This window comes from Paraburkholderia sp. CI3 (genome assembly GCF_050436505.1).
GTDB lineage: Bacteria > Pseudomonadota > Gammaproteobacteria > Burkholderiales > Burkholderiaceae > Paraburkholderia > Paraburkholderia tuberum.
Genome location: NZ_JBNDMI010000004.1, coordinates 2,076,560 through 2,102,328, shown reverse-complemented (window position 1 = coordinate 2,102,328; position 25,769 = coordinate 2,076,560). Strand labels below are relative to the sequence as shown.

29 protein-coding genes, 1 tRNA gene, 1 pseudogene and 1 riboswitch are annotated in these 25,769 nt (G+C 62.0%); of the genes and pseudogenes, 19 read left to right on the top strand and 12 right to left on the bottom strand.

What is annotated here, in order from left to right; translation table 11 throughout:
• Positions 1-15 precede the first annotated feature (15 nt).
• On the bottom strand, positions 16-264 hold the full coding sequence (locus OKW29_RS31045) for a hypothetical protein (RefSeq protein ID WP_429293741.1): 249 nt from the start codon (positions 262-264) through the stop codon (positions 16-18).
• A 391-nt stretch (positions 265-655) separates the two neighbouring features.
• Here OKW29_RS31045 and OKW29_RS31040 point away from each other — a divergent pair, with 391 nt between their 5' ends.
• Together OKW29_RS31040 and OKW29_RS31035 are read left to right on the top strand one after the other, a co-directional pair.
• Positions 656-859: a cold-shock protein gene (locus OKW29_RS31040; RefSeq protein WP_018421456.1), complete on the top strand. Its 204-nt coding sequence runs from the start codon at positions 656-658 to the stop codon at positions 857-859.
• A gap of 331 nt (positions 860-1,190) precedes the next feature.
• Entirely contained in the window at positions 1,191-2,339 is a 1,149-nt protein-coding gene (locus OKW29_RS31035) for an exonuclease domain-containing protein (RefSeq protein WP_429293740.1), read from the top strand.
• Positions 2,340-2,377: 38 nt separating this feature from the next.
• On the opposite strand, the gene OKW29_RS31030 is transcribed toward OKW29_RS31035, so the two are convergent.
• Together OKW29_RS31030 and OKW29_RS31025 are read right to left on the bottom strand one after the other, a co-directional pair.
• On the bottom strand, positions 2,378-2,974 hold the full coding sequence (locus OKW29_RS31030; protein ID WP_429293739.1) for a chorismate mutase: 597 nt from the start codon (positions 2,972-2,974) through the stop codon (positions 2,378-2,380).
• A gap of 281 nt (positions 2,975-3,255) precedes the next feature.
• Complete coding sequence (locus OKW29_RS31025) at positions 3,256-3,405, bottom strand: hypothetical protein (protein WP_018421453.1); 150 nt, start codon at positions 3,403-3,405, stop codon at positions 3,256-3,258.
• A 668-nt stretch (positions 3,406-4,073) separates the two neighbouring features.
• Here OKW29_RS31025 and OKW29_RS31020 point away from each other — a divergent pair.
• From OKW29_RS31020 to OKW29_RS31010, 3 genes are all read left to right on the top strand, one after another.
• The gene (locus OKW29_RS31020; RefSeq protein ID WP_429293738.1) at positions 4,074-4,325 is read left to right on the top strand and encodes a hypothetical protein; all 252 of its coding nucleotides are present in this window, start codon (positions 4,074-4,076) and stop codon (positions 4,323-4,325) included.
• A 274-nt stretch (positions 4,326-4,599) separates the two neighbouring features.
• The gene (locus OKW29_RS31015) at positions 4,600-5,058 is read left to right on the top strand and encodes a hypothetical protein (protein ID WP_429293737.1); all 459 of its coding nucleotides are present in this window, start codon (positions 4,600-4,602) and stop codon (positions 5,056-5,058) included.
• A gap of 26 nt (positions 5,059-5,084) precedes the next feature.
• Entirely contained in the window at positions 5,085-5,519 is a 435-nt protein-coding gene (locus OKW29_RS31010) for a hypothetical protein (RefSeq protein ID WP_429293736.1), read from the top strand.
• Positions 5,520-6,135: 616 nt separating this feature from the next.
• On the opposite strand, the gene OKW29_RS31005 is transcribed toward OKW29_RS31010, so the two are convergent.
• Both OKW29_RS31005 and OKW29_RS31000 read right to left on the bottom strand, forming a co-directional pair.
• Complete coding sequence (locus OKW29_RS31005; RefSeq protein WP_184053105.1) at positions 6,136-6,594, bottom strand: hypothetical protein; 459 nt, start codon at positions 6,592-6,594, stop codon at positions 6,136-6,138.
• 144 nt (positions 6,595-6,738) lie between these two features.
• Positions 6,739-7,080 carry a hypothetical protein gene (locus OKW29_RS31000; RefSeq protein ID WP_429293735.1) on the bottom strand — a complete coding sequence of 114 codons (342 nt, stop codon included), beginning with the start codon at positions 7,078-7,080 and terminating at the stop codon, positions 6,739-6,741.
• A 65-nt stretch (positions 7,081-7,145) separates the two neighbouring features.
• Between OKW29_RS31000 and OKW29_RS30995 the strand changes: the two are divergent.
• The 3 genes and pseudogenes from OKW29_RS30995 to OKW29_RS30985 all read left to right on the top strand — a co-directional run.
• A pseudogene (locus OKW29_RS30995) lies at positions 7,146-7,277 on the top strand (pseudouridine-5'-phosphate glycosidase); the annotation flags it as partial.
• Between the two features lie 649 nt (positions 7,278-7,926).
• Positions 7,927-8,598, top strand: coding sequence for a DedA family protein (locus OKW29_RS30990; RefSeq protein ID WP_187617165.1), 672 nt, complete (start codon positions 7,927-7,929; stop codon positions 8,596-8,598).
• A 47-nt stretch (positions 8,599-8,645) separates the two neighbouring features.
• Positions 8,646-9,677 carry an AI-2E family transporter gene (locus OKW29_RS30985; protein WP_429293734.1) on the top strand — a complete coding sequence of 344 codons (1,032 nt, stop codon included), beginning with the start codon at positions 8,646-8,648 and terminating at the stop codon, positions 9,675-9,677.
• A 628-nt stretch (positions 9,678-10,305) separates the two neighbouring features.
• Here the strand turns inward: OKW29_RS30985 and OKW29_RS30980 are convergent.
• Positions 10,306-10,656, bottom strand: coding sequence for a nucleotidyltransferase domain-containing protein (locus OKW29_RS30980; protein WP_429294976.1), 351 nt, complete (start codon positions 10,654-10,656; stop codon positions 10,306-10,308).
• A 520-nt stretch (positions 10,657-11,176) separates the two neighbouring features.
• On the opposite strand from OKW29_RS30980, the gene OKW29_RS30975 reads away from it, so the two are divergent.
• From OKW29_RS30975 to OKW29_RS30945, 7 genes are all read left to right on the top strand, one after another.
• Positions 11,177-11,662: an SgcJ/EcaC family oxidoreductase gene (locus OKW29_RS30975; RefSeq protein WP_184070813.1), complete on the top strand. Its 486-nt coding sequence runs from the start codon at positions 11,177-11,179 to the stop codon at positions 11,660-11,662.
• A 271-nt stretch (positions 11,663-11,933) separates the two neighbouring features.
• Entirely contained in the window at positions 11,934-12,059 is a 126-nt protein-coding gene (locus tag OKW29_RS30970; protein WP_429293733.1) for a PliI family lysozyme inhibitor of I-type lysozyme, read from the top strand.
• Between the two features lie 82 nt (positions 12,060-12,141).
• Positions 12,142-13,401: a putative Na+/H+ antiporter gene (locus OKW29_RS30965; protein WP_429294975.1), complete on the top strand. Its 1,260-nt coding sequence runs from the start codon at positions 12,142-12,144 to the stop codon at positions 13,399-13,401.
• Between the two features lie 493 nt (positions 13,402-13,894).
• The gene (locus tag OKW29_RS30960) at positions 13,895-14,200 is read left to right on the top strand and encodes a DUF4148 domain-containing protein (RefSeq protein WP_429293732.1); all 306 of its coding nucleotides are present in this window, start codon (positions 13,895-13,897) and stop codon (positions 14,198-14,200) included.
• 385 nt (positions 14,201-14,585) lie between these two features.
• Positions 14,586-14,942, top strand: a complete 357-nt coding sequence (locus tag OKW29_RS30955) for an HPF/RaiA family ribosome-associated protein (protein ID WP_184027342.1) — start codon at positions 14,586-14,588, stop codon at positions 14,940-14,942.
• A gap of 126 nt (positions 14,943-15,068) precedes the next feature.
• Positions 15,069-16,040, top strand: coding sequence for a Tim44 domain-containing protein (locus OKW29_RS30950; protein ID WP_429293731.1), 972 nt, complete (start codon positions 15,069-15,071; stop codon positions 16,038-16,040).
• A gap of 120 nt (positions 16,041-16,160) precedes the next feature.
• Positions 16,161-16,424, top strand: a complete 264-nt coding sequence (locus OKW29_RS30945) for a hypothetical protein (RefSeq protein ID WP_429293730.1) — start codon at positions 16,161-16,163, stop codon at positions 16,422-16,424.
• Between the two features lie 361 nt (positions 16,425-16,785).
• Here the strand turns inward: OKW29_RS30945 and OKW29_RS30940 are convergent.
• The 5 genes from OKW29_RS30940 to pepN form a co-directional block, all read right to left on the bottom strand.
• Positions 16,786-16,861, bottom strand: a tRNA-Thr gene (locus tag OKW29_RS30940).
• A 74-nt stretch (positions 16,862-16,935) separates the two neighbouring features.
• A complete protein-coding gene (locus OKW29_RS30935; RefSeq protein WP_429293729.1) occupies positions 16,936-17,952 on the bottom strand; it encodes a class 1 fructose-bisphosphatase in 1,017 nt (338 codons plus the stop codon).
• Between the two features lie 85 nt (positions 17,953-18,037).
• Positions 18,038-18,490: a HigA family addiction module antitoxin gene (locus tag OKW29_RS30930; protein ID WP_429293728.1), complete on the bottom strand. Its 453-nt coding sequence runs from the start codon at positions 18,488-18,490 to the stop codon at positions 18,038-18,040.
• Between the two features lie 16 nt (positions 18,491-18,506).
• Positions 18,507-18,788, bottom strand: coding sequence for a type II toxin-antitoxin system RelE/ParE family toxin (locus tag OKW29_RS30925; RefSeq protein ID WP_429293727.1), 282 nt, complete (start codon positions 18,786-18,788; stop codon positions 18,507-18,509).
• 196 nt (positions 18,789-18,984) lie between these two features.
• Entirely contained in the window at positions 18,985-21,681 is a 2,697-nt protein-coding gene (gene pepN, locus OKW29_RS30920) for an aminopeptidase N (RefSeq protein WP_429293726.1), read from the bottom strand.
• 322 nt (positions 21,682-22,003) lie between these two features.
• On the opposite strand from pepN, the gene OKW29_RS30915 reads away from it, so the two are divergent.
• Positions 22,004-22,699, top strand: coding sequence for a DUF4136 domain-containing protein (locus OKW29_RS30915; protein ID WP_184070802.1), 696 nt, complete (start codon positions 22,004-22,006; stop codon positions 22,697-22,699).
• A 1-nt stretch (position 22,700) separates the two neighbouring features.
• On the opposite strand, the gene OKW29_RS30910 is transcribed toward OKW29_RS30915, so the two are convergent.
• Entirely contained in the window at positions 22,701-23,273 is a 573-nt protein-coding gene (locus OKW29_RS30910; protein ID WP_429293725.1) for a TMEM165/GDT1 family protein, read from the bottom strand.
• A 10-nt stretch (positions 23,274-23,283) separates the two neighbouring features.
• A riboswitch (yybP-ykoY riboswitch) is annotated at positions 23,284-23,497 on the bottom strand.
• 493 nt (positions 23,498-23,990) lie between these two features.
• On the opposite strand from OKW29_RS30910, the gene OKW29_RS30905 reads away from it, so the two are divergent.
• Genes OKW29_RS30905 through OKW29_RS30895 form a run of 3 tightly spaced genes read left to right on the top strand, consistent with a single transcriptional unit; the run spans position 23,991 to position 25,768 of the window.
• Positions 23,991-24,716: a beta-ketoacyl synthase chain length factor gene (locus OKW29_RS30905; RefSeq protein WP_429293724.1), complete on the top strand. Its 726-nt coding sequence runs from the start codon at positions 23,991-23,993 to the stop codon at positions 24,714-24,716.
• Entirely contained in the window at positions 24,700-25,494 is a 795-nt protein-coding gene (locus OKW29_RS30900; protein ID WP_429293723.1) for a lysophospholipid acyltransferase family protein, read from the top strand. The genes OKW29_RS30905 and OKW29_RS30900 overlap by 17 nt, the downstream gene beginning before the upstream one ends.
• The gene (locus OKW29_RS30895) at positions 25,469-25,768 is read left to right on the top strand and encodes a phosphopantetheine-binding protein (protein WP_429293722.1); all 300 of its coding nucleotides are present in this window, start codon (positions 25,469-25,471) and stop codon (positions 25,766-25,768) included. Before OKW29_RS30900 ends, OKW29_RS30895 begins: the two co-directional genes overlap by 26 nt.
• Position 25,769: the final 1 nt, after the last annotated feature.

Here is a 25,769-nt window from a genome sequence, read left to right as displayed (position 1 = left end):
GTTTCGCGAATGTCTCTAATGAGCGGGCGCAGTACCTTCCGCGTCGTCCCAGTCCGACTGCGCGGGCACGCTCCAGTCTTCCATCACATAACGGCGCGCATCCATTGGCGAGGAGAGCAGGTTCTGCCAGTGGTCTCCGTGCCACATCGGATCGAAGTCGAAAACGGCGCATGAATCCCCGATCTGTGCGGGCTGGTCTGATATGACCTTTGCGTGCGAATGAGTGAGCCAGGTGAAGAGACGGTGAATTTCCTTGGACAGCATGGCAACCTCCTGAAGCGCATCGCTACAACTGACTTGCATCATGCGAGTGAGGCGGCGCCGCAACAAGTCGGACAAACACTTACGCAAAGATAGACTTTGTTACATTCGTATTGCATATTTTCGCAAATTTTTCCGTTTGCGGACTCGGATTATTTTCGTTAAGGTAAATTTGACGCGCCGACCTATATCCCTGTAGTTTGAAGTCTTATCTTTTTATACGCTAAACGCATATGAAAAGTTTACTTGACGGTCATTCTCTGTTCCCCGTATAACGGCAAAGCCGAATTTGATTGGCTGTTTCTGTCTTGATCAGATATAGGCAACTGAATCGGGGTTAGATCGATTCGAGGGCAACGCCCGCTTTGGATTAATCACAGAGGGAAAACAGGAAATGGAAACTGGTGTCGTCAAATGGTTCAACGATGCTAAGGGTTTTGGCTTCATCACGTCGGACGTGGGTGGCGAGGATCTGTTCGCGCACTTTTCGGAGATCCGCAGCGAGGGCTTCAAGTCGTTGAAGGAAAATCAGCGCGTGTCTTTTGAAGTCAAGACCAGCCCGAAGGGCAAGCAGGCGGCCAACATTCAGCCGCTGTAAATGCGCTGGGCTGGGCGCGCCGCCCGCGCAGTCGGGAGCGAAAAACCCTCGCCGTCGCGCGAGGGTTTTTATTTTTATCTAGATGTCTCTCAGGTCGGATCTTCGGTAACTGCGTGGTTCAACAATACGCATTATTGTCGGAAGATAATCCATCGAAACGAATTGACTACGTCTGGATTAATGGTCTGGTTTAAGCGTCTGCGGGATTTCAGCGCAAAATCGACGGCCCGTGCCGACGCAGTTTCCAGCTGCGCACGCGGCGCTGTCTGGATGCGCAACGTCCAACTGGTGCATACTTGCCGCAAATTCATGCGCCCGAATCCCTTGTCCCATGTCTGAACTGCTTTCGCCGGAACCGGCACTCGATGCACCCATCGTTTTCGTAGATCTCGAAACGACCGGCGGCTCCACGAGCGAGCACCGCATTACTGAGGTTGGCGTCGTCGAAGTCGGGCTGGCTGGCGTCTCGCGCTGGAGCAGCCTGATCGACCCACAGCAGCCGATTCCGTCGTTCATCCAACAGCTGACCGGCATCACGAACGACATGGTGCGCGGCTCACCGACGTTCGAGTCGATCGCGCCCGCGTTGTTCGAGCGTTTGAACGGCAAGCTGTTCGTGGCGCACAACGCGAGTTTCGATCGCGGATTTTTACGCAGCGAATTTCGTCGCGCGGGAATCGCGTTCGATCCGGACGTGCTGTGCACGGTGCGGCTGTCGCGCGCGCTGTTTCCCGGCGAAAAGCGCCACGGTCTCGATGCGCTGGTCGAACGCCATGCGCTGGTGCCGTCCGACCGCCACCGCGCGCTCGCCGACGCCGATCTGATCTGGCAGTTCTGGCAGCGTCTGCCGACGCTCGTGCCGCTGGAAGCGCTGCGCGCGCAGATCGAGCGCACGACGCGTCGCTACCGGCTCGCCGGCGACATCACCGAAGATTTGCTCGACACCGCGCCGGCTGGCTGTGGCGTGTATGCGTTTTATGGCGAAGACGATGCGCCGCTGTATGTCGGTCGCAGCGTGCGCGTGCGTCAGCGGCTGCGCTCGCATCTGACTGGCGAGCGGCGTTCGTCGAAGGATATGCGGCTAGCGCAGCTCGTGCGACGCGTCGAATGGCACGCGACTGGCGGAGAACTCGGCGCGATGCTCGCGGAGGCGCAGTGGATCGCAACGCTGCGGCCGGGCCACAACCGCTTGCCGCGCGTGACGAAGAGCGATCCCGCGAACGCGCCGTGGCCGTTCGAGGGGCCCATCGTGTTCGAGGAGCGTGAGGACGCGCAGGGTATCTTCCACGTGGTCGATCGCTGGCGCTACCTCGGACACGCGCCGTCGCTCGTCGCGGCGGCGCAGCTGCATGCGTCGACGCTGGCCGGGTCGTTCGAACTCTCGACGTACCGTATCCTGCAAAGCCATCTGGCGCGAGGCCTGCGCGTGATGCCGTTGAGCGTGTCGCGTGACAGCCCTGAGTCGAGCATCGTCGCGTGACGCTTATGCGACGTGCGCGCGTCGTGGCGTTACCGGAATCAGCCGGTGGCGCCGACTCCGCCCGTCTCGCACACGTGACCTAGTGCGTGCGTCAACGCGCTCGAATGCGCAGAGTCATAGCGCGTCAGCGCCTTCCAGTTAGCCAGCGATTGCGCGACCCGCGACGGACAATCGTCCGCCTCGCGCAGCGGCTGCACGCGCGCCAAACTCGCCATCAACGACTGTGTCAGCTTGTCGAGCTGCGGTCGGGTGCTGGTTGCGAGATCGGGTGCGGGACCTTGCGGTGGCTGGGTGCGACGCCAGTTCGCGAAGAGCGCGTTCTGCACGTCTTTGCTCGCATCGATCTGATCCTGGAAGAACGCGCGGGCGAACGCCGGGTCGACGTTTGCCGCCGCGGCGCGCTTTTCAACCTCGGCGAGCAGCGCGTTTTCACGCGGCGTATCGGTGATCGGCTGGTGGTTCGCCCACTTCCAGCGTGCGACCGGTTCCGCGAGTGCAAGGCGCTGCGAAACCAGCGCGATCAGGCTCGTGAGCGCGGTGTCGTCGCCGTCGGCGAGGGCGGGGGCGGGCGAGAAGGCGAAGGCGGCGGCGATGACGAGCGCGCATGACGCGCCGAAGCGATGCAAATGATTCATGAGGTGGACGTGGCCGGGCGGCCGTTGACGGAAAAACAGAAGAATAAATGATGCGCCGCAACCTGCGAGCACCGGGTCGATTCACACGGATCGTCGGGGCGAAGTGGGCGAGAGAAGGACGCGCGTATGAAGGCGCTCGAGCCGCGTGGCCCCGTGCAACTGCTGTGCTCAGGCGAGCTGATCCAACGTCATGACGGAGATGTCGGACGCGTAATGAGGGCGCGAGTATTCGCCGCACGTGAAATCAGCGAGCGCGAATGCTGCACCGCGCCAGGGGTCCGTTACTTCGGATCGCACGATTTGCGTTGTTCGTCAAAGAAAGCGCGAACATGCTCGGGCAGCTCGGCTCCCAAAAACTCGACGGCCACAGGTTCCGGATCCGGGTAAAGTACTTTGTCCGGGGTCGGAATCTTCGGTGGTTTGGCATCCATGATCTTTCTCCTTTGCGAATCGATTATCGGCCTCGTTCCCTGCATCGCACCAGTGTCCGACGCGAGTCATACACACTCTGTTGCTTTAACGGCACAAGCCGACACACCAGCGGAGGGATTGAATAAAATTTATCGTCTGACTATCGCCTGCGTTTCGCGGTCTGCTTGATCCGCTTAATTGCCAGCGCGAAATCATCTCTTTACCGCTCCTTCTGCCAGTCCCTCTCGAGCCTTGCCCAGCCTAGGTTTCAGCACGACCGTTCGATAATGTCGCTGCGCTGCATCTAACATTTTCGCATGACTAAAACGTGACAAATTTGTGCATTGCCGCATCGACAGGTTTTTCGCTTTTCCTGAACTGAACGTACGCAATTTGCCGATTGCATAACTCGCGGTCTAATTCTTTGTAAACGACCCATTCCCCATCGCGTTGACGGCGCAAAGCACTATTTAAAGATTTTTGTCGCTAATCAACTGACTGACAGTTGGTTGGCAAACTCATTCCCGCATTGCTGTGACAAAAGGACCTCATTTGGTGACAACTCATGCGCAGCGCACCGGGCCACCTATGATTGAAGCGACTACTGATGGCTCGACGTGCGCTGGCAGACGGACACGCGAGGCGCGGCGCGGATGATGACGTTCTTCATGTTCGGGGAGAGGTCGCGATGGAAAACGCTGTCTACTGGAACGGACGTCAGGTTGGCATCGAATGCGCCGGCAGGATCTTGTGGTTCGCGTCGGCACCCGCGCAAGCGATAGCTGCATACGGCGCGCCACGCCAGCAGCCGAGCGCACAGGCCGAAACCGTCGTTGCGCGCAACCTCGCGATGCCACGGTCGTACGACCCGCTCCACGTTCCCGACCAGGCTGGCCATGCGTTGCACCACGACGTCGCGCCGGACGCGGCGCAACGCTGACCGCAAACGGCTGTATCAGGCCCGAAGCGACTCGTCGGCGCACCCTCGAGACCTTACCGATCAAGTGGGGTGTTAGCGCACACACCGCGTTGCGGCGAACTTATACGATGCAATTGCCGTGCTGCCGTCGGCCTCTCACCCGTTGTCGGGCGAACCGGCAACCACACCCGCATCAGTCTGCAAACAGCCGATACCGAAGGCCGGCTGCGCGAGGCGGGTAGGTCTGTCTCGCAACATCGTTGCATCAACACTATTTGCCGCTGGGAGCCGCGCATTGCGTGGCCGCACCTCTTTTACCTGGCGCTGCGTCGTGCTCACTTGCGTGATCGCCGGGCAATTCAATGCGAAAGATCTACGGCCTGACTGGGCTGCGTGCGTTCGCGGCGTTGCTCGTCGTCGTTCATCACTTTGCCGACAACGAAGGGGGCTGCCACTGGGCATTGTGCAACTCATCGATAACTGGGTCTGGGGTGTTGACATCTTTTTCATGCTGCGCGGCTTCATCCTTGCCTATACGTATCTTCCTTCGCGAGCGACCGCGTTCGGCTGGGTCGACTATCGATCGTTTATCGTCAAGCGGTTTGCGCGCGTCTATCCGCTGTATCTGGTGACGTTTCTGGTGTTCGTCGGCCGATGTTTCGTCGCGAAGCGAGCTGGAACTTCGTGTCGAGGTCGATCAGCGCCGAATGGTTTGCCGTTCTGTTTCTGTTTTCGCGGTGCGCGAGAGTGCTGAGCCGGCTGTCGCGCGTGACTTTCGGTGTGATCGTGCTGGTGTGCTGGCTGACGTTGTGCGTGTACTGCTTCCTCTATAACGACGGCGATGTCGGGCTGACCACGTGCGGTGTGCTACGGATCGTGTTGCAGGCGTGGCGCGGGACATCTGGGATGACTTTGCCCGACGAAATGGCGCTCCCAGTGTGCGATGCGAAACTACCCACCGAGGCTGGTGAACCGGCGAATCGGGATAACTGGCAAACGGCGGCGCAGCGGATAGCGGATGAGTTGTTCGAGCGCGATACCGCAAATGGTTGTCGTGACTCGCTCGCTGGCTATTCGCAACGGGTGGTAGAGGAAATGAAGGAGCGCTGGCGGTGTTTCAACGCGTATTTGCGCACGAACTGGCCACTGCGCTCCGCGATGCCAATGCGGCGGTTTCGGCAAATCTCGTACGTGGGTCGCATAGGCGTGCATTGATGCGTCGGATAGCGAAGCGCAGGACGGGCCGCGATGAGGCGCCTGAAATCTATTTCCACGTCACGCATACCATGCGCTAGTACTTGCGTGGCCTCGCGCGAGCAGGGAGAGGAACTTCTGGTTTCGGCCCAGTTTGGGTCGTTCAACAAACAAGAGTTGAGTCCTGAGCTCATTGTCAACGAGCGAATCCAACATCCATCAGCGGCTCTTTTAGCGGTCGCGGTTTAAGCGCGCACAGCACCGCATCTACAGCTCGTTCCCAGATGACCAGCGCGTTCCTCCTTGCCCGTCCGCTCAGGCGACGAAGTGTAGTTGAACGAGCCAGTTTCAGCGCTACGCGGGTTGAGCACCTTTCCTTACCGGCTTCACCTGAGTGGAGCGAAAGGCCTAGTCGCGAGTGGCGCGCTGGATTGCGCCATACCTATCAATGCGCGGATCTTTGCGGCAGGCCCACGACCGTAGATCCGCGCGACAACCTGGTGCTGTACGGCGTGCATGCCGTGCAGAAAGCGATTCAGCTTTCGGTGCGCTCAAGAATCGGTATAAGCGGATACCGCACCACTCCGAATACTCCACCAAATAAGTTGTGACTGGCTTGAATTCAACCGGCCTTAACTCACGATGCACCACTGGCAGCGAGCTTGACAAATAGTCTGGCTGCTTCGTTGCCATGGGACAAAGCGCGCAGTGCAAGGGAGAGCGCTAGCTGTGCGTCGTGGGAGGCCGCGCTACGATCCTGATCGAAGAGCTTGACGGCGTGGCGCATATGCTGCGCCGCCTGCGTGTGAAGCTCCACGGCCGCCGCATGATGTTTTGCCACGTCCGCGGCACTTGCGCCTGAGCCGGTCGATGGAGGCGTTATTGATGGCGTATTGGCGCTGTGCGCGCCAGCGTCGTGTGCCTGATCGATCGCATGCAACGTATGGCCATGGGCCATCATCGCCTGATGTGCGGCGTGGGCAAAGTCTTGACCGTCATCGAAATGCCGCGACGCCTCGCGGTGATGTCGCGCGGCCTGTTCGTGGTGTGACGCCGCGGCTTCGAGATGACCTTTCTTGCTGTGCTTCGTGTTCATGCCGGCTCCTGTGCAACTTCAGGACTGGTTCGGATGGCGACCGATTCGAAGACACAGTGGCGGGTCGCAACAAGATCCTAATCTACACGCCCTTGCGCCTTCTGTGGCATTTGCGTCTCGCGGAGAATCGTCGCGCTGTGGCGATCACCGCGCGGTCAGCATCCGGAGGATTTTCTGCACGATGCGCTCATGCCGCTCCAGCGCCTCATCGAGCGTACTTGCTCCGTAGCTCCTGTTGTCTTGCGCCTGCATTCCGGCGACGCGCGTCACGAACAGCAAAGCCTCCCCGGTTTTCGGTTTGGACACGCCACGCAAGCGGGTCGTGACCGTTACACCGTAGTCGTCCAGCAGTGTGCGGCGGAAGATCAGTTCGTTTTCCGTCATCCAGTGCGACCACGCGCCGTGGTCGAACACCTCGACAGGCCTGTTCTTCGCATCGAAGACATAGAAGCGTTTCCAGCTCGACGGGACGGAGCGTGCTTTCATATTTCAATGCGAAGGCGTGAGCAGGAAGCCGATCGCCTCCCGCCACCAGGTTTCGTCGACGCGGGGCTCGCATCAAGGCGCTGACGGGTGGACGCAGCCTGGCGACAAACATCGCGCTCGTGAAAAACAATGCCGGGGCGGGGGCAAGGCTGGCGCTGGCGTTGGCACACGCGGGGCGCGGGGCGGGCGCCGCGTAGCCGCCGGGACGTCCGCTCTTCACCAAGCTTCGCGTCAGCTTCGTACGAACGCTTCTGGCGTGCGCCGTGCAAAGGCGGCATTTTCCAGCATGCAAGTCCCGCCCGGCAAACGCCAGCTTGCGACAGTCACAGTCCGGGCGACGGCGAGCGGCTTTGTCGCTTCATCATCGGACCGGACTCCGCCATATACGGCCCTTCGCAAAGGTCGTAATTAGGACATTGAGATGTCGGCTTCGATCAGTTAACGGTCGATCACAGACTCATTTCTGCGCGGCGCTTCCGATTCCTTGATGTGTCTCTGCCCTCTGGTAATGCCCAGCAGGAAGCTGTCACACTGCTGACTTCGGCGCGGCCCTGTCTGCGCGGCTTTCACCCCTACCCGGTAAAGTTGGCGTACTGCCAAAATCTCGCGATGCGGCTGCACGCGAACGGCGGGACGACCGGCACGACAGCATTGCCCCGACGGTTTCCGTCGCCGGCAGCGTCCGGCGTTGAGAAACGCGCGAAAGATGCGACCATACAGCCGTGGCCGGCTGCTCGCGACGTCAAGATGCGCAACGCGATTGCGCCCGCCAACCACACGGTGCGGGACTGCTGCGCGCTTGCCGCTATACTTCCCCCTCCACCAACGGACACGTAGCCGGCACACATGGCCACGTTCGTGCAATTCGTCTTGCAACTGGACCAGGACCTCGAAGCGCTGCTGGTCCAGCATGGGCCGTTGGCCTACGCAATCCTCGGGGCGATCGTCTTCTGCAGTGTCGGCGTACTGCCGCTCGTCATTCTGCCCGCGGACATGCTCCTGTTCCTGTCCGGCGCGCTCGCTGCCGTCGGCGTGCTGCAGCCTGTGTGGCTCGCGCCGTTGCTGGTCGCGGCCGCGGTTGCAGGAAAAGTGTTCAACTATGCGCTGGCACGTGCCGTCGCGTCGGTATGGAACCCGAAGCGCAGCGGCTGGATCGACAAGGTGACTGCGCGAACGCGCGCGCTCTACGTACGTCACGGCGCCGCGCTGCTGCTGTACTCTCCGTTCATCGCAATCGTCCGGGCGGTCGCGCCCGCGCTCGCCGGCGCGACGAAGATGCCGTTTCGCCGCTTTGTGCGCTTCGCGACCGGCGGCGCGGTGATCTGGATATGCTCACTTGCGGGTCCCGGGTATTTTTTCGGCAACGTGCCGTGGGTCCGCTCGCACCTGCCGGCTGCGATGGCGATCGTGATCGGCGCGGGTGTCGTCGCGCTCGTCGTCAGCCTGCTGTGGCGAGGACGGCGCAAGCGCCGCACCACCGACCCGACGCTACCCGACGAAAAGTCCCGCTGTGACTGACGCGGCGGCCCACAACCCGCCAGGCAGCGCTGCTCGCGAGGAAACGCATGAACCCGGGTCTGCTGAAATGCACATGTGCGGCCGTGCTCGCCACACTGCTCGGGTGGGGACTGTATGTCGGCCGCCCCGTGCTGGTCCCAATTGCGTTCGGCATCATCGCGACATACGTGGTCTTCGGTCTCGCCAACCTGCTGCGCCGCATTCCCTACCTCGGTGCACGCCTGCGGGACGGCCTGCGCCACGCGATCGCTGCGACGCTGATGCTCTTCACGGTCTACCTGTCGGTCGACCTGCTGCTGTCCGACAGGGACCGGCTGATGGCCGTCGCGCCGAAGTACGAGGCGACGCTGCTCGTACTGTTTACGAAGTTCGCCGCGCTGCTGCACATCGAAACGGAGGCCAACTGGGCTGCGATCCGCCGCGACCTGTTAGCGAGCGTCAACGTGCAGGCGATCATAACCGCCACGCTGTCGTCGGTGTCGTCGCTGCTCGCGGCGATCATCGTCGTGCTGCTTTATGCGACGTTCTTTCTCATCGAGCACGCGAAATACCGCCGCAAGCTCGTGAACTTCGCGGGCGACTCGACGCGGATCGTGTCGGTAATCGACGAGATCAACTCGAAGATCGGTGTCTATCTCGCGATGAAGACCCTGCTCGGCGCGATCCTTGGCATCGCGAGCTGGATCTGCATGCGGCTCGTCGGACTCGAATTCGCGGAGCTTTGGGCGGTGCTGGCCGGCCTGCTGAACTTCATCCCGTATGCGGGCTCGTGGATCTCGGTCGCGGTGCCGACGCTGCTCGCCGCGCTGCAGTTCGGCCAGTGGAACGCGGCGATCGTGCTGTTCATCTCGCTCACGCTCGCGAACTTCGTGGTCGGCCATCTCCTCGACCCGTGGCTGATGGGCGGCTCACTGAACCTGAGCCCCGCGGTGATCCTGATCAGTCTGGCGGTGTGGTCGTCGATCTGGGGCATCGCGGGCGCCTTCCTCGCAGTGCCGATCACCGTCGGCCTGGTCATTGCGTTTTCCACGTTCGAATCGACACGTCGTTTCGCAGTTCTCCTGACGAACGATGACTAACGTTGTTCGCCTGTCGGTGACGTCCGTTAATTTCAGGGATACTTCGTGCGCGTGGCGCGTGCCTCATCACTCTCATAAAGGGATGCGATACTGGCGAACCGAGGACGTATGTCCGCGGTCGGGAGCGGGTGTTCCCTTCGCGCTACGGCTGTAGGCCGCCGCCTCGAAGGAGTTGGGCGTCGCGGGCAATCGGTGCCTCGAGGAGACAACCAAACTCGCGGGCAAAGTCGACAGAGACGCGCGCGTGGACGGCGCCCTGCTTGTCAAAGAACCGCTGGGTTCCTTCGAGAGTGAACACACCTTCATGCCAGATCCGGTACCAGGGTCAACGGGCCTTGCACCCACTGCCGGCCACTGCACAATCTCGATCGAACACTCGCTCGGGTCTGCTACAAGCCTGCCGAATCCATCAAGCGTTGTGGGGGTCGCATCGACCACGGGCATTGACACGCGCCGAAGGCCAGAAGGAAGGCTGGGATTGAGGTAATCGATTTCTTGGGTCATTGCGGCAGTCTACAGGAGTAGAACGTACCGACCACCGATGGTCGCACAAAGAGTTTGACCGCCGCTTGTCCACGTGGAAACGGCCACTGGCACAACGTCGAACCTGACGGCGGCAGTGGATCGGCTACGGAAGTTGGCGCCGATGCTGCGGCGCAACCGCAGCAACACGGGTCGACCGTCCGGGCCCGGCCCTTTCGGTCGTTCGACACAGCGGGCTGGATTGAAACGATCCGTTCTGGAACGCATTAGCGAGGCGATCTATCACTCTGTCCAAATCGTGCATGCCGTCGAACGTGAAAAGAATTTTCGACGGCGCGAATTGCTTGATTATCGTTTGAAGTAACGAATGTCCTGCGCCTTCCAGACAAAAGACTACCAGGTCGATATCAGAGAGACGGTCTGCGCTGTCCTTTGCAAAGGACCCCACAACCACCGCACCGGCGCATTCAGGCGATTCTCGAAGAGCATCGGCGATCCGAATGAGAAGCGCGATCTGTAATGTCGTAGAGGGCTTGTTTCGCGACCTTTCGAGGAATGCGGCCTGTCACATCAGCCGCGTCCGGCCATCAAGAGACATTCGATTTGCACGATCGAATGGCGGAAGTCCGGCGTGGATTTGACGCTGAATATCTGTCCACTTCTTTAAAGAAATCCGCTCAACCTCTTCAAACTGGATCGCGCTCGAATGTTGGTCGTAGCGTTGCGTCGTGCGCGTCGACGCGTGAGTTTCCGCGCTTGCAACGTCATCAGGCGTCTGTTCGCGCGAAGCGTTTGCGAACAACGAGGCTAAAACTTTTCCCTAGCGTCATAGTTGACGAATGCATCAATATTGGGTTTAATATCACAATACGTCCCAGACAGGTCGACTGACGACATAGCTGGCTGGCCGTTGGCAGGCGGCGATACCTGAAAGGTTCCCTTGTAGCCTAAGGCGCCTGGTGGCTGTAGTTTCCCGACTCCTCGTTGGCTCTCGTTTAAATGGATTGAACGCAAAAATGAAGAAGATTTTGATCGCCGCCGCAGTTGTTTTCAGCACTAGCGTGTTTGCAGGCGAAGTCCTCGTACCGCAGGTCTATCGCGAAATCGCCGTGGCGCCGACGAATCAGCGCGAAGCTGAAATCGCGTCGCTGTTCGATCGGTGGAATGAGGCGCTCGCAACGGGCGACGCCGACTCCGTTGCCAGGCTGTACGCACCCGATGCCGTACTGGAGCCAACGGTTTCCAATGAAGTCCGCACGACTCCCGCCAGCATCAAGGACTATTTCGTGAAGTTTCTGAAGCTGAAACCGCACGGTACGATCAACCTCCGCGAGATCCGCTTGCTGAGCGACGATTCGGCGCTGGACACGGGGGTCTATACGTTCGACCTGGTGAAGAACGGCAAGCATCAGAAGGTGCATGCGCGCTATACATTCGTGTACAAGAAGGTTGATGGGGAGTGGAAGATCCTCAATCACCATTCGTCGGCGATGCCCGAGTAACACTCCATTGAACAACGGGTCCGTGCCAGGCGATCAGATGTGAATGGCTGAGCGTGTTAGACGCCTCACGCCAATTGCTGCCGCGCATGCTTCACCCGCATAATCGAGGGGAATTTCGGCCGCCAACCCTCATAGATCAAATGAAACTGTCAACTGGCGATTGAGTCCGGCTAGCCCCTCGATAAGAATTTAAGTTCAACGAATTCCAGGCGCCGCTCGGCCCTGCCGCCAGAATTCTGGACTGACACAATTAATTTGCACTACAAACCTCATGGCGGCCTCCGGAAACTTTCTCGAAGTCGACGCGCTCAGGATCAGCCTCCACACGGTCAGGCTGCTTGCCCGCGTCGATACCGATACGCGGCACGATGTCGTGGCTACGCTGAGAGCTGCCTAAAAGCGAGGCCAGCGATCTGGCCGGCGGCAACACCAACCGCGTGCGTTCCAGAGTCCGTTCCATCGCCATTCAAAGCGAACACATGCCACATTCAGTTGAAATCGCCGGCACAGTCATCTTCGGACTGGCCCTGCTCCATACGCTCCTTGCGAAACGCTTCGAGGTTCTGGCCCACCGGCACCCGCACCACGCGGGCCTGTTTCACTTTCTCGGCGAAGTGGAAGTCGTCTTCGGCCTCTGGGCCCTGATCCTGTGTCTGGCTATCGTCGCGCTGGCCGGTTCTGCGCAGGCCGTGGCCTATGCTGAATCGCGCTCCTTCACCGAAGCCCTGTTTGTCTTCGTGATCATGGTGATCGCCGCGAGCCGGCCCATTCTCGACGCGGTCACGACGCTCGTGTCGCACATCGCGCGTGTCCTTCCCGTCAAGACGGAAACAGGCGTCATCTGGCTTTCCCTGACCCTCGTTCCGTTGCTCGGCTCGTTCATCACGGAGCCGGCCGCAATGACGCTGGCAGCGCTGATCCTGCGAGACCGGCTTTTCAGGTCGCCGATCGCCGAGCACTGGAAATATCTCACGCTCGCGGTGCTGTTTGTCAACGTGTCGGTCGGCGGCATGCTGACCGCCTATGCCGCGCCTCCGGTGCTGATGGTTGCCGCCGCTTGGGGATGGGACAGCGCGTTTATGGCGGCGCAGTTTGGCTGGAAGGCGGCCATTGCCGTGCTGGTCAACGCAACAGGCCTGCTGCTATTCATGCACCGCAAGCTCCCGAAGCACGCAGAGCGCAACGACGCGCCCGCCGCCGCGGTTCCCGTTCCGACGGGCGTCACGCTGATACACGCCGGCTTTCTCGTCGCGGTGGTGCTGTCGGCCCATCACCCGGTTATCTTCATCGGCCTCCTGCTTTTCTTTTTGGGCTTCACGCAGGCATACGAGCAGTACCAGTCGCCGCTGATGTTGCGCGAGAGCCTGCTGGTAGCATTCTTTCTCGGAGGCTTGGTCGTGCTCGGGGGTTTGCAGCGATGGTGGCTGCAGCCGGTCGTCGCATCGCTCGATGCTTACGCACTTTATGCCGGCGCGCTTGGCCTGACGGCGATCATGGACAACGCGGCGATTACCTATCTCGGCTCGCTGATCGCGGGCCTTCCGGACCAGGCGAAGTACATGCTGCTGGCCGGCGCAGTGGCTGGAGGCGGTCTCACAGTGATCGCCAACGCGCCGAATCCCGCAGGACTCGCCATCGTGCACAAGGGATTCCATGATGAGTCAGTCAGCCTGCTCGGCCTGTTGCTCGCTGCCGTCGTGCCGACGTGCGTCGTCTCGGCAACGCTGCTTTTGCTGTAGGCTGCCGCACCGCTGTCCGGCAGTGCGCCCAACTGGGTGCGATTCGATGGCGCGCAGTCGCAGGACGCCGGGCCACGATGAATAACGTCTTGCGGCGATAACCAACACCGGCCTGGATTTTGCACGAGACCACCACGACTGCGCAGGTCGCGGCCAGCGGCCTGACGAACGCACGTGACGGCAGCCTGCACTTAGCCGCGCAGACCGGCATTCCATCCCCCTTCCAGTATTAGCGACAGTTTCATTGCATTCTTGCGCCGGGGCGAATTCGTTTCGCTCCGGCGTTTCGTCGTTTGTAATTGCTTTGCGCCGCGAGGTACCCCGATGACGTTGCAGATGCGGAAAGTATCTGTTGGGTGAAAGGTGATTGTAATGGTGAGTTAAACCGATAAACTGGCTTCAACGACTAAGCACACAGGCTTCCGCCCCCGGCGGTCGTTGTTTCGCTAACCCAGTATTTTCTGTTTCTGAAATTTAAATTGGAGAATTAACCATGGCTAAAACATTCATTCCGGTTATCGCACTCGTTTCGGTCCTCGCGCTGCCCACGATGGCATCCGCTAGCAGCAACGGCCCCCTCACCCGTGAGCAGGTGCGCGCGGAACTGGTCCAGTTGCAGCAGGCGGGCTACGACCGCAACCACAGTGACGCGCACTACCCGGCGCACCTCCAGGGCGCGCTGAAAAGCGTGGCGGCTCAGCAGGCACTCAGTGGCCACGGTGGCGTGAAATCGGGCTCGGCCGCTTCCGGCGCACCGACCCAGGTGGCCTCGGGTCATTCGATCTACAAAGGAAGTTGATGGGCTATCAGCCGGATGGCCGGGCGCTTTCAACTGCCCGGCCCGGTGACCTCCGGCGAGCGGCATCGGCGCCGCTTCATCGTCTGCAACCGGGCCTGCATTCAGCCGCGCAGACCGGCATTCCATCCCGTTCCAGTATTAGCGTTTCATTGCATTTTTGCGCCGGCGCGAATTCGTCATTCGCTCCGGCGTTTTGTCGTTTGTAATTGCTTTGCGCCCACTGGGGTGACGTTGCAGACGCGACAAGTATTTATTGGGTGAAAGGGGATTGTAATGGCGCGTTAAACCGATAAACTGGTTTCAACGACTAAGCACACAGGCTTCCGCCCCGGCGGTCGTTGTTTCGCTAACCCGTCTTTTTCTTTCTGTTTCTGATGGAGGTCTCATGCAAGTCCTGTTCAAGTCCTGCGACATTGAAGCTGCACGCTTGCGCAGCTTCGCGCGCCAACGCACCCAGTTTGTGTTCCGCCGGATGGCCTGGCTGGTTTCCCGGGCCACCGTCAATCTCTCCGACGTCAACGGCCCGCGCCGCGGACTCGATAAGCGTTGCCAGGTGCAGGTGCAGGTGCCCGGTGCGAATCCGGTCGTGGTGACGTCGATTGCGAAAGACTGGCGCGGCGCCCTCGATCTCGCGCTTGCCCGCGCCGTTTCTTCGATCGTCCGCAGGCGCCAGGCGCGCCTCGCGAAGCGCCGCGCGAGTCAACGCGAGTGCACCTGGAGCGCTGAGCCTGATGCCGTCTAAGCAAGCCATGCATGCACGGCTACGGTGGCATCGTACGAGCGGTATTGCTCGCTATTTGCGGTCCGCGATGGAAAGACGCGTTCGGGCGACCTTCGCAAGTTTCTGTCCTACACGAAAGAGATTCTTATGTATTCGCACACAATCAATCAGTTGCGACGCCTTGCGCGTGTCGTGACGCGCGGTACCGCTGTACTGGCCATGGCGCTAGTGCTCGTCGCGGGCACTGTCGCATCCAACCATGCCGAAGCGAAGCGTATTGGCGGTGGTAGTAGCGTCGGCCGCCAGTCGCAGACGGCGTCGCCGTCCGGGCAAGGCCAACGGAGCCAGCAAGCTCAACCGGCGCAGCAGGCCGCGCCGGCGGCCGCTGCCGCGAAGCCAGCCAACCGCTGGATGGGCCCGCTCGCCGGCCTGGCCGCAGGACTCGGCATTGCCGCGCTGATGTCGTCGTTGGGGCTGGGTGAAGGGCTGGCCCAGATGCTGTCGAGCGTAGTGGTGATCGGCCTCGTGATTGTCGCCGGCATCATGCTGTTCCGCTTCATTGCCAACCGGCGCCGTCCGGATCTCGCTTATGGGCACGACGCGGCGAACGGGCAGCGCATGAACGGCTCCTGGCTCATGAATCAGAGCGGGCAGGCGGCGCCTCAGACGAATCTCGGTGCCTGGCCGCGCACAGCGATGAATCCCGCCGCAGCGGCACAAACAACGACAGTGCCTGGACTGCCTGTCGGGCTCGATCAGGCGGTCTTGCTGGCATCGGCCAGGACCTTGTTCCTGCGTCTGCAACGCGCCTGGGACCAGAACGAACAAGGCGACCTTTTCGAGCTGACAACCCCGGAAATGTTCGCGGTGATCAAGCGGGACCTTGAAGATCGGGGCAACCAGCCGAGCCATACGGAAATCACGCAGCTGGACGTGGAATTGTTGAGCACGGAACACAATGGCAGCGAAACACTGGTTAGCCTTCGCTTTCACGGCCAGATGCGGGAAGACGAGGACGCGCAGACGGCGCAACCGTTTGAGGAGGTCTGGAACATCGTGGGCCACGGGCATGGCGACCCGGCCTGGCGACTGGCGGGGATACAGCAGATTGGCCGTTAGCATCGAGCGCGGTCGGAACCGGCAGCGGCTCGCTGCCGGTTAGCCCACAAGCGCTATTGCGCGACTCGCAAACGGCAAAAAGACCAAAATCCGACGTCACACAAATCTGGGACTCATTTTATGCGCCGAGACTACTTTTCTCTTTGCTGGGCCACTGTCACGATGACATGCTTGCTAAGCGCTTGCGCGGCCTCGCCGCCCAGCAGCCCGTCACCCGTTGTAGGTGCAGATCGCGATGCACATGGTTGTATTGGTTCGGCTGGGTATTCCTGGTGTGAATCCACGCACCAATGCGAACGTCCTTGGGAACTCGCCAGGCAGAAGGGTTTCGCGCTCTCCGCAGAACAGTTTGCTCACTACTGCACGACTGGATCAGCCGATTAATCAATGACTTCAATGCACGGACGCGTCAACGATGGCCTCGGGCGAGCAGGTGCATGCTCGATAGAAATCGGCTTGGCCCCACTTGTCGGCACTGGCAGATTTCCCGATTATGCCGGCAGGAGGCTGTGTCGCATCCCCATCTCAAGGCGGCCATTCGGCCGACGGACAAGCAAACGGCAGAGCAGGGTCGAACTCGGCCAGATGCACCAGGCTAGGCTCGGCCGACAGTTCGTGAAATATTCGAGAACCTGGCCGTCCGAAAACACATCTAGTTGACGTGAAATGCCTACACAGCGCCTACACAGACTCCAGAAAACAAAAAGCCCAGTCGCGAGGACTGGGCTTTTTGCTTGAAACTTGATGGTGCCGGAAAGAGGAATCGAACCCCCGACCTTCGCATTACGAATGCGCTGCTCTACCGTCTGAGCTATTCCGGCATCAGGAGAAACGAAATTATAGGGACTACTTTAGTGCCTTGACAAGCCCCTTGAGGCATTTTTTTCTTTCGAGATCACTTCTTCGCTTCGAGGTGATAGCGGGTCACGCGATCGACCTCGTTCTTCGAGCCGAGAAACACCGCGACGCGCTCGTGCAGGCTCTTCGGCTGGATGTCGAGAATGCGCTTCTCGCCGTTGGTTGCGGCGCCGCCCGCCTGCTCGACGATGAATGCCATCGGATTGGCTTCGTACATCAGACGCAGCTTGCCCGGCTTGTCCGGCGTGCGCTTGTCGGCCGGGTACATGAAGATGCCGCCGCGACTCAGGATGCGATGCACGTCGGAGACCATCGACGCGATCCAGCGCATGTTGAAGTCGGCCTGACGCGAGCCGTCCTTACCCGCCTTCAGCTCGCCGATGTATTGCTGAACCGGCGGATACCAGTGGCGTTCGTTCGACGCGTTGATCGCGTACTCGCGCGTTTCGACGGGAATGCGCATGTCGCTTTGCGTGAGCACCCACGAGCCGAGCTCGCGATCGAGCGTGAAGCAGTTCACGCCGTTACCGGTGGTCAGCACGAGCACCGTTTGCGGGCCGTACACCGCATAGCCCGCGGCGACCTGCTGCGTGCCCGGCTGCAGGAACGATTGCTCGGTGGCCTGATGGCCGTCCGGGCAGCGCAGCACCGAGAAGATCGTACCGATCGACACGTTCACGTCGATGTTCGACGAGCCGTCGAGCGGATCGAACACGAGCAGATATTCGCCCTTCGGATAGTTGGCCGGAATCGGGAAGAATTGTTCCATTTCCTCGGAGGCCATGCCCGCGAGGTTGCCGCCCCATTCGTTCGCCTCGAGCAGAATTTCGTTCGAGAGGATGTCGAGCTTCTTCTGCACTTCTCCCTGGACGTTTTCGCTGCCCGCCGAGCCGAGCGCATCGCCGAGCGCGCCCTTGCTGACGTGGTAGCTGATCGCCTTGCACGCGCGCGCGACGACTTCGATCAGCAGGCGCAGGTCGGCGGGCAGGTTGTTGGTTTCGCGCTGCTGCTCGATCAGGTACTTCGTGAGAGTGGTACGACGTTGCAAAGACATTGCTGTACTCCGGAAGGCTAGAAGAATGATGGGATTTTAACCGCTCGTTTGTGTCGGCTCCGTGCTTTTGGTTGCACGGCCGGCTTCAGGTCTTGCGGCGCGCCTTGGCCGAGAAGGTGCCGCTGACGCTGGCCGCGAGGGCCGCGGCCCGGGCGTGTCCGGCCGGCACGCGGGGCAGTTTCGGGCGCTCGGCGCGCGGCATCGGTTCGATTTCCCGTTCGATCTGCTCGCCGGCGGCGGCGGTGGCGACACGCAGGTCGTAGGCGATTTGCAGATTGAGCCAGAACTGCGCGCTGGCGCCGAAGTAGCGCTCGAGCCGCAGCGCGGTATCGGCGGAGATTGCGCGGCGGCCGCGCACGACGTCGTTGATGCGCGGCGCCGGCACCCGCAGCGCGAGCGCGAGCGCGTTGACGGACATGCCGAGCGGCTCGAGGAACTCGCTGCGCAGAATTTCGCCCGGATGGATCTCGGCAATGGCCGCGCCCGTATCGATGTCGGAGAAATCGATGCTGTTGAGCGCGGAGCGTTTGATGACCATGTCGGTCTCCCAGTAGTCAGTGATAGTCGATGATCTCGACATTCAGCGCGTCCTCGCCGACGAAGTGAAAACAGATGCGCCACTGCGCATTGATGCGGATGCTCCATTGCTCGCTGCGCTGACCTTGCAAGGCTTCGAGCCGGTTTCCGGGCGGCGCGTGCAAATTCGAGACGGAGCTCGCGGCGTCGATCATCAGCAACTTGCGATGCGCTAGCGCCTGGATCGAGCGTGGCAACGAATGCACGAACCTGCCCTGGAAAATTCTTGCGGTGGCCTTGTCTGCGAATGTCGTGACCATCGAATCGTATAACGTACCGCGTTAAATGTAAACCATCAAACCTGTACGTATACTTTCTGCCCGGCGAGGTCCGATGAACAGTCGGCCAAACGGCTAACGGCGCGACACGAGCGCGTGAACGCAGCTGAAAACAACGCGAAAAAAAGCCGGCAACGCGTGCCGGCTTTCCGATGTGACTCGGGAACTCAGAGAGGCATCACGCCAACGCCTTCTCGACGATCTCGCGCACGTCGCGCGACTTGACCTGTGCGGCCACTTTCTCGAGCGCCGCGCGCATGCTGTCGCGCAGCGCCGGCGTGAAGCGTCGCCACAGTTCGAGCGAGCGCGCAAGGCGCGCGGCCACCTGCGGATTGAGCGCGTCGAGCGCGATCACCTGCTCGGCCCAGAATGCGTAGCCGGAGCCATCTGCCGCGTGGAACTGCGCGGGGTTCGCCGCGCAGAAGCTGAAAATCAGCGAACGCGCCCGGTTCGGGTTCTTCAGGTTGAAGGCCGGATGCGTCATCAGCTTGCGCACCGTATCGATCACCGGATGTCGTGTGCCGCCGCGCTGGGTGGCCTGCAACGCGAACCATTTGTCGATGACGAGCGGCTCCTTCTCGAAGCGTCGATAGAAGTCGTCGAGCGCGTGCTGCGCCTCGGGGCTGCCGCCTTGCGGCGCGGCCGCGTTGAGCAGCGCCGACAGCGCGGCGGCGCGGTCGGTCATGTTGTTCGCGGTTTCATATTGCGCGGCCGCGAGACGCACGGCGTCCGCGGAGTCGTCGAGTTCGGTCAGATACGACAGCGCCAGATTCTTCAGCGCGCGATGACCGGCGGCCTCGGGCGTCGTTTCATAGGCGCCCGGCGTGCGATGCTGCTCGTAGACCTTCAGCCAGTCGTCACGCAGCGCATTCGCGAGGCGCTTGCGCACGAACTGCCGTGCCGCGTGCACCGCGGCCGGATTCGATTCGGCCATCTGCTCGGCGAGATACGCTTCGGACGGCAGCATCAGTGCGAGCTCGCGGAACGCCGGCGAGAGCGTCTCGTCGGTCAAAACGCGCGCGAACGCGGCGACCACCGAGTCGTCGAACTGCAGCGCCGCGCCCGTGGCCGCGCGCGCGGCCAGCGCGAGCAACTCGCGCGTGGCAAGCCGCTGGCCGGCTTCCCAGCGGTTGAACGGATCGCTGTCGTGCGCGAGCAGGAACGCGAGCTGTTCGCCCGTGTAGTCGTATTCGACGATCACCGGCGCCGAGAAATTGCGTAGCAGCGACGGCAGCGGTTCCTGCCCGACGTTGACGAACGTGAAGGTCTGCTCGGTCTGCGTGAATTCGAGCACGCGCGTGGTCGACTCCGACGCGTTCGCCTCGCCGTCGAGCTGCAGCGGCAGATCGCGGCCGTCCTTGCCGATCAGACCGATCGCGAACGGAATCAGCAGCGGCCCCTTCTGCGTTTCGCGCGCGGCCGCCACGGCATCGCCGTAGCCCTGGCGCAGTGTCACGCTGTAGCGCTGCTGCGCGGCGTCGTAGCGCGTGCGCACCGACACGCGCGGCGTGCCGGCGTGGCTATACCAGCGCTCGAACTGCGCGAGGTCGCGGCCGTTCGCGTCGGCGAGCGCGTGACGGAAGTCGTCGCAGGTCACGGCCTGGCCGTCGTGACGCTTGAAGTACAGGTCCATGCCGTGGCGAAAGCCGTCGCGGCCGAACAGCGTCTGATACATCCGCACGACTTCCGAGCCTTTCTCGTAGACGGTCATCGTGTAGAAGTTGTTGATCTCGACGTAGCTTTCCGGGCGCACCGGATGCGCCATCGGGCCCGCGTCCTCGGCGAACTGCATCTGGCGCAGCACCCGCACGTCCTCGATGCGCTTGGTCGCGCGCGCGGCTTCGTCGGTGGCGCCGCCCGCCATGTCGGCCGAGAACTCCTGGTCGCGGAACACCGTCAGGCCTTCCTTCAGACTCAGCTGGAACCAGTCGCGGCAGGTCACGCGATTGCCGGTCCAGTTGTGGAAGTACTCGTGACCGACCACCGCCTCGATGTTCGAGAAGTCGGTGTCGGTGGCCGTTTCGGGGTTCGCGAGCACGTACTTCGTGTTGAAGATGTTGAGCCCCTTGTTCTCCATCGCGCCCATGTTGAAGTCGCTGACCGCGACGATCATGAAGCGGTCCAGATCGAGCTCGAGCCCGAAGCGCTGTTCGTCCCAGCGGATCGAGTGGATCAGCGAATCCATCGCGTGACGGGTCTTGTCGAGATCGTGCGGCTCGACCCAGACCTGCAGCAGCTTTTCCTTGCCTGAGCCGGTCTTCACGCGTTCTTCGAGCGCGACGAGCTTGCCCGCGACGAGCGCGAACAGATAGCTCGGCTTCCTGAACGGGTCTTCCCAGCGCGCGAAATGGCGGCCGTCGGGCAACTCGCCTTGTTCCAGAAGATTGCCGTTCGACAGCAGCACCGGATAGTCGGCCTTGCTCGCGCGCAGCGTGACCGTGAAGCTCGCCATTACGTCGGGGCGGTCGAGGAAATAGGTGATGCGGCGAAAGCCCTCGGCCTCGCACTGCGTGAAGAAGTTGCCGCTCGACACATACAGCCCCGACAGCGTGGTGTTTTCCGCGGGATTGCAGATGCTGGTGAGGGTCAGCTCGAAGCTGTCCGGCACGTCGTCGAGCAGCAGGCCGTGCTCGTGGGGGTGCGCGTTCGGGAATGGCTTGCCGTCGATCGCGGCGCTGACGAACTCCAGTTGCTCGCCCATCAGTTCGAGATGCGCGGCGCGCGACGCATCCGGGTTGCGGCGAACGTGCATCGTGTTCCTGACGACCGTGCGTTCGGGGACCAGATCGAACTCCAGTGCGACGGTGTCGATCAGGAAGGCGGGCGGCGCGTAATCGGCGCGGCGGATCACATTGGGCGTTGCGGTATCGGCCATGGCGTTCTGTGGTGGTGTACTCGAGCGGTCGGGCGCGCAAACGGCGCGCGAGCCGGGCTTGGTCGACTCATTGTACAAAGCCTCGGGCAATCGTGCGGAAGGGAAGGGGCCGAGTCTCGGCGCCGGGTAGCGCTGCCGCTTTCGACGGACAGGGGAAGAACCTTTTACCGGCTGGCGAGGTCAGCGTATTATCGGGCGCCGCCCGTGGCAGAGCGCCGGCATCGTCCGCCGGGCAGCGGATCGCGCGACGGAATAATCTCGACTGAAGCAGAGTTTTAACTGAAGCAGAATAGATGCAATCAGAGGCATCACGAGGCAGACCATGAACATCGATCGATGGACCCGCCGCGTCGCGCTGCTGTTCGTCGCGCTGACGGCGCTGCTGTCCGGCTGCACGACCTACGTGACCACGCAGGTCACGGCGTTCTCGGACTGGAGCGGAAGCGACGCGACGCGCACCTATGCGTTCACGCGGCACGAGGATCAGAAGAACAATCTCGAGCTGAGCGCGTACGAGCGGATCGTCGCGAACGAGCTCGCCTTGCACGCGTTCCGCGAAGTCTCGCACGACGACGCGCGCTATCTGGTCGAGCTCGCCTATGGCATCCGCTCGGACATCGTGACCGTCGCGCAGCCGGTCTACTACAACCCGTGGCCCGGTCCTTACTGGGGCCGGCCGTTCGATATGTGGGGACCGTGGGGGCCTTTCCCGGCGACGTACGTGAACCAGAGCTATCCGGTGTTCACGCATCTGCTCGGCATCCGGATCACCGAGCGCGCGAGCGGCCGGGAGGTCTACAACGTCACGGCGCGCAATGTCGGCGAGGAGTCGTCGCTGGTGCGGGCAATGCCATATCTGGCGCGTAGCGCGCTGGCTGATTTCCCGCTGGCCAACGGCGCGGTGCACACCGTGAAGATTCCGCTCGGCGGCGGTGGCGGCGCGGACGCCAACGAAGTGTCGCTGCCGGCGGCCACGCCCCCCGCGGGCGCGGCGTCGGCGCCGAAGGCCGCGCAGTAGCTCAGACCCCGACCCCGAACAACGCCATCGCGCCCAGCACGACGAACATCACCGCGGCGATGCCGTGCACGAGCCTGGTCGGCAGACGATGCGCGAAGCGGTCGCCGAGCAGGATCGCCGGCACGTTCGCGATCATCATGCCGAGCGTCGTGCCGGCCACCACGCCGAAGAAATCGTGAAAGCGCGCGGCGAGGGCGACCGTCGCAATCTGTGTCTTGTCGCCCATTTCCGCGAGGAAGAACGTGACGACCATCGCGCCGAACACCCCGAAGTGCGTGCGGTTCGTGTTGGCTTCCTCGTCGTCGAGCTTGTCGGGCACGAGAATCCACAGCCCCATGCCGATAAACGACGCCGCCAGCGCCCAGCGCATGATGGTCGGCGTCAGCATCGAGCCGAGCCACGCGCCGAGCGCGCCGGCTCCTGCGTGATTGATCAGCGTAGCCGTGAGCACGCCGAGAATGATCGGCACGGGCTTGCGATAGCGCGCGGCCAGCACGAGCGATAGCAGTTGCGTCTTGTCGCCGATCTCGGCGAGCGCGACCGCTCCGGTCGAAATCAGAAAAGCTTGATTCACGTTGAATGGATTCCTCGGGCCGAAGATGAACGAGCGACGACCCACGACACGCCGGGCCCTGTTGCGGCGCGTGTGGATCATCGGTCTCGCCAGGCCAGAGGCTGCGACTGCCATGGCCGTGCAGGCCAAGTCTGTTGACAGGCGCCCCCGCGAACCACACGTGCGACGCACCGGCGAAGCGGTGCGGACGGGCCGCGGGGCGGCTACTCCCCAATGAGGGCCGGAGTATAGCAGGCGCGGGCGCATCGTTGCCACGAATGTTGTTTGCACGGACGACGCGGCGTCGGTGTCTTCGCTCTGCGGCTTATTCGAAGAAAGACGAATGAAAGGTTTTTCGTCGGTTCCGGCGGCGTTGTCGCGCCAGCGCCGACGCACGAGATCGCCTTCCGGTGCGTCGTCGCAGCCAGTCTTGTCAAATCGTCTAACAATGTGTTGCGCGACAGGCGCGGATACAGATGGATACGTCTTTCCTCGCCGATCTGATTCAAAATACCCGGTACTATTCGGCCACAAAAGGAGCCCGAGCCGCTATCCACTACACCGATTGTCAGGGGCGCCTGACAAATCGGGCCCGATCGCCGGTGCTGCATTCCCTGACAGGCAGACTGGTCGGTCCCGGGTTGGAACTTCCCGATCCGCGCGGCGGCGCTCGCCGTGACGGCTGTGTATTCCGTCAGGCGCTTGAGCCCCTTCCCGTTTCCACGCGCGAACACCAATATGCCCGATCTGCACTGGACCATTCCGGTCGGTCGCTGGTCTAGCTGGCCGGCTACCTCGTCTGCCGCACCCGATATCGGCTTCATCGAGCCGATCGTGCGGCGGCGTCTCAGCACGCTGTCCAAGGTGGCGCTCAAGGTCGCGCACGACTGCGTCGCGCAGGAACCCGCGCGCGTGGTGTTCGCTTCGCGGCACGGGGAGTTGCGGCGTACCACCGACATCCTGCGCAGCATCAGCGCCGGCGAGCCGGTATCGCCGACCGCCTTCAGCCTGTCGGTGTTGAACGCGATGACCGGCGTGTTCGGGATTGCGCGCGGCGACCGCTCGGCCGCGAGCGCGGTATCGGCTGGCGCGCAGACGCTCGGTTATGCGCTGCTCGAAGCGTACGCGCAATACGCGACGCAACCGGATGCGCCGGTGCTGCTCGTGTATGCCGACGAACCGGCCGATCTCGCGTACGGCACGATCGAAGACGAAGTGCACGGCGGTGCGATCGCGGTGTTGCTCGACAAAGATGCGTCGGCTGGGCACGTTGTTTGCTCTTTGACCCGCGCTGACGAGGAGGTAGCCGAGCAACGCGGCGACCCGCGATCCGCGTTGAGCGACGCCCCGAGCTTTCCGACCCAGAGCCAGGCGCTGCTGCACTGCCTCGAAACCGGCCGGCCCACGCGCTGGCAGCGCGCCGGCGCGCTGTGGCACTGGAGGTGGGATGAGCGCGCGGCTTGATTACACGTGGCGTTTTTGCGCGACTGGCCTCGCTTTCGTCGCGTTCGGCGTGTGCGGCGTGCTGTTTTCGGTACTCGTGTTTCCGCTCGCGTGGCTGTGGCCGCATCGCGCGTCGCGGCAGCGCGCGGTGACCGTCGTGATTCACCGTTTTTTCCGCGCGCTCGTCGCGGTGCTGCGCGGTCTCGGCGTGATGGAACTCGAAGTGTCCGGCGCCGAGGCGTTGTGCGCGGGCGGGCCGGCGATCGTCGTCGCGAATCACCCGACTTACCTCGACGTGATGGTTCTGCTGTCGTTGACGCCGCGCGCGTGCTGCGTCGTGAAGCACGCGCACTGGCACAACCCGTGTTTCTGGGGCATCGTGCGCGCGGCCGAATACGTGAGCAACGCGGACGCGATCGCGCTCGTCGAGGCCGGCGCGAAGCAGCTCGCGGCCGGCTATACGATGATCATTTTTCCGGAAGGCACGCGCAGCCCGGCGCCGAACCGGCTGCACGCGTTCTCGCGCGGATTCGCGCACATGGCGCTGAAGGCCGGCGCGCCGATCGTGCCGGTATTGATGGATTGCGATCCGCCCGCGTTCACGCGGCAGATGCGCTGGTACGACGTGCCGGCGCGCGCTTTCCGGATGCGCGTGAACGTGCTCGCGCCGCTTGGCGTCGACGAGCTGGCCGCGCACGACACCACCGCGGCCATCGGGGCGCGCAGCGTGACGAATGCCGTAGAAGCCCACATTACCCAGCACCTGTTCGACTATGGATTCTTTAAAACTGGAAATTAAAAAGCTTCTGATCGAAGCCCTCGATCTCGAAGACCTGAGCCCCGCCGATATCGACGACGACGCCCCGTTGTTCGGTTCCGACGGCATCGGTCTCGATTCGATCGACGCGCTCGAAATCGGCATCGTGCTGCGCAAACAATACCAATTGACCATCGTGGCGAACGACGAACGCACGCGCGAGCACTTTCGCTCGATCAACACGCTTGCCGCGTTGGTCGAGAGTCAGCGCGAAGCGGCGCACGCTGCGAACGAAACCGCAAGGAAGGGGGGTTAAT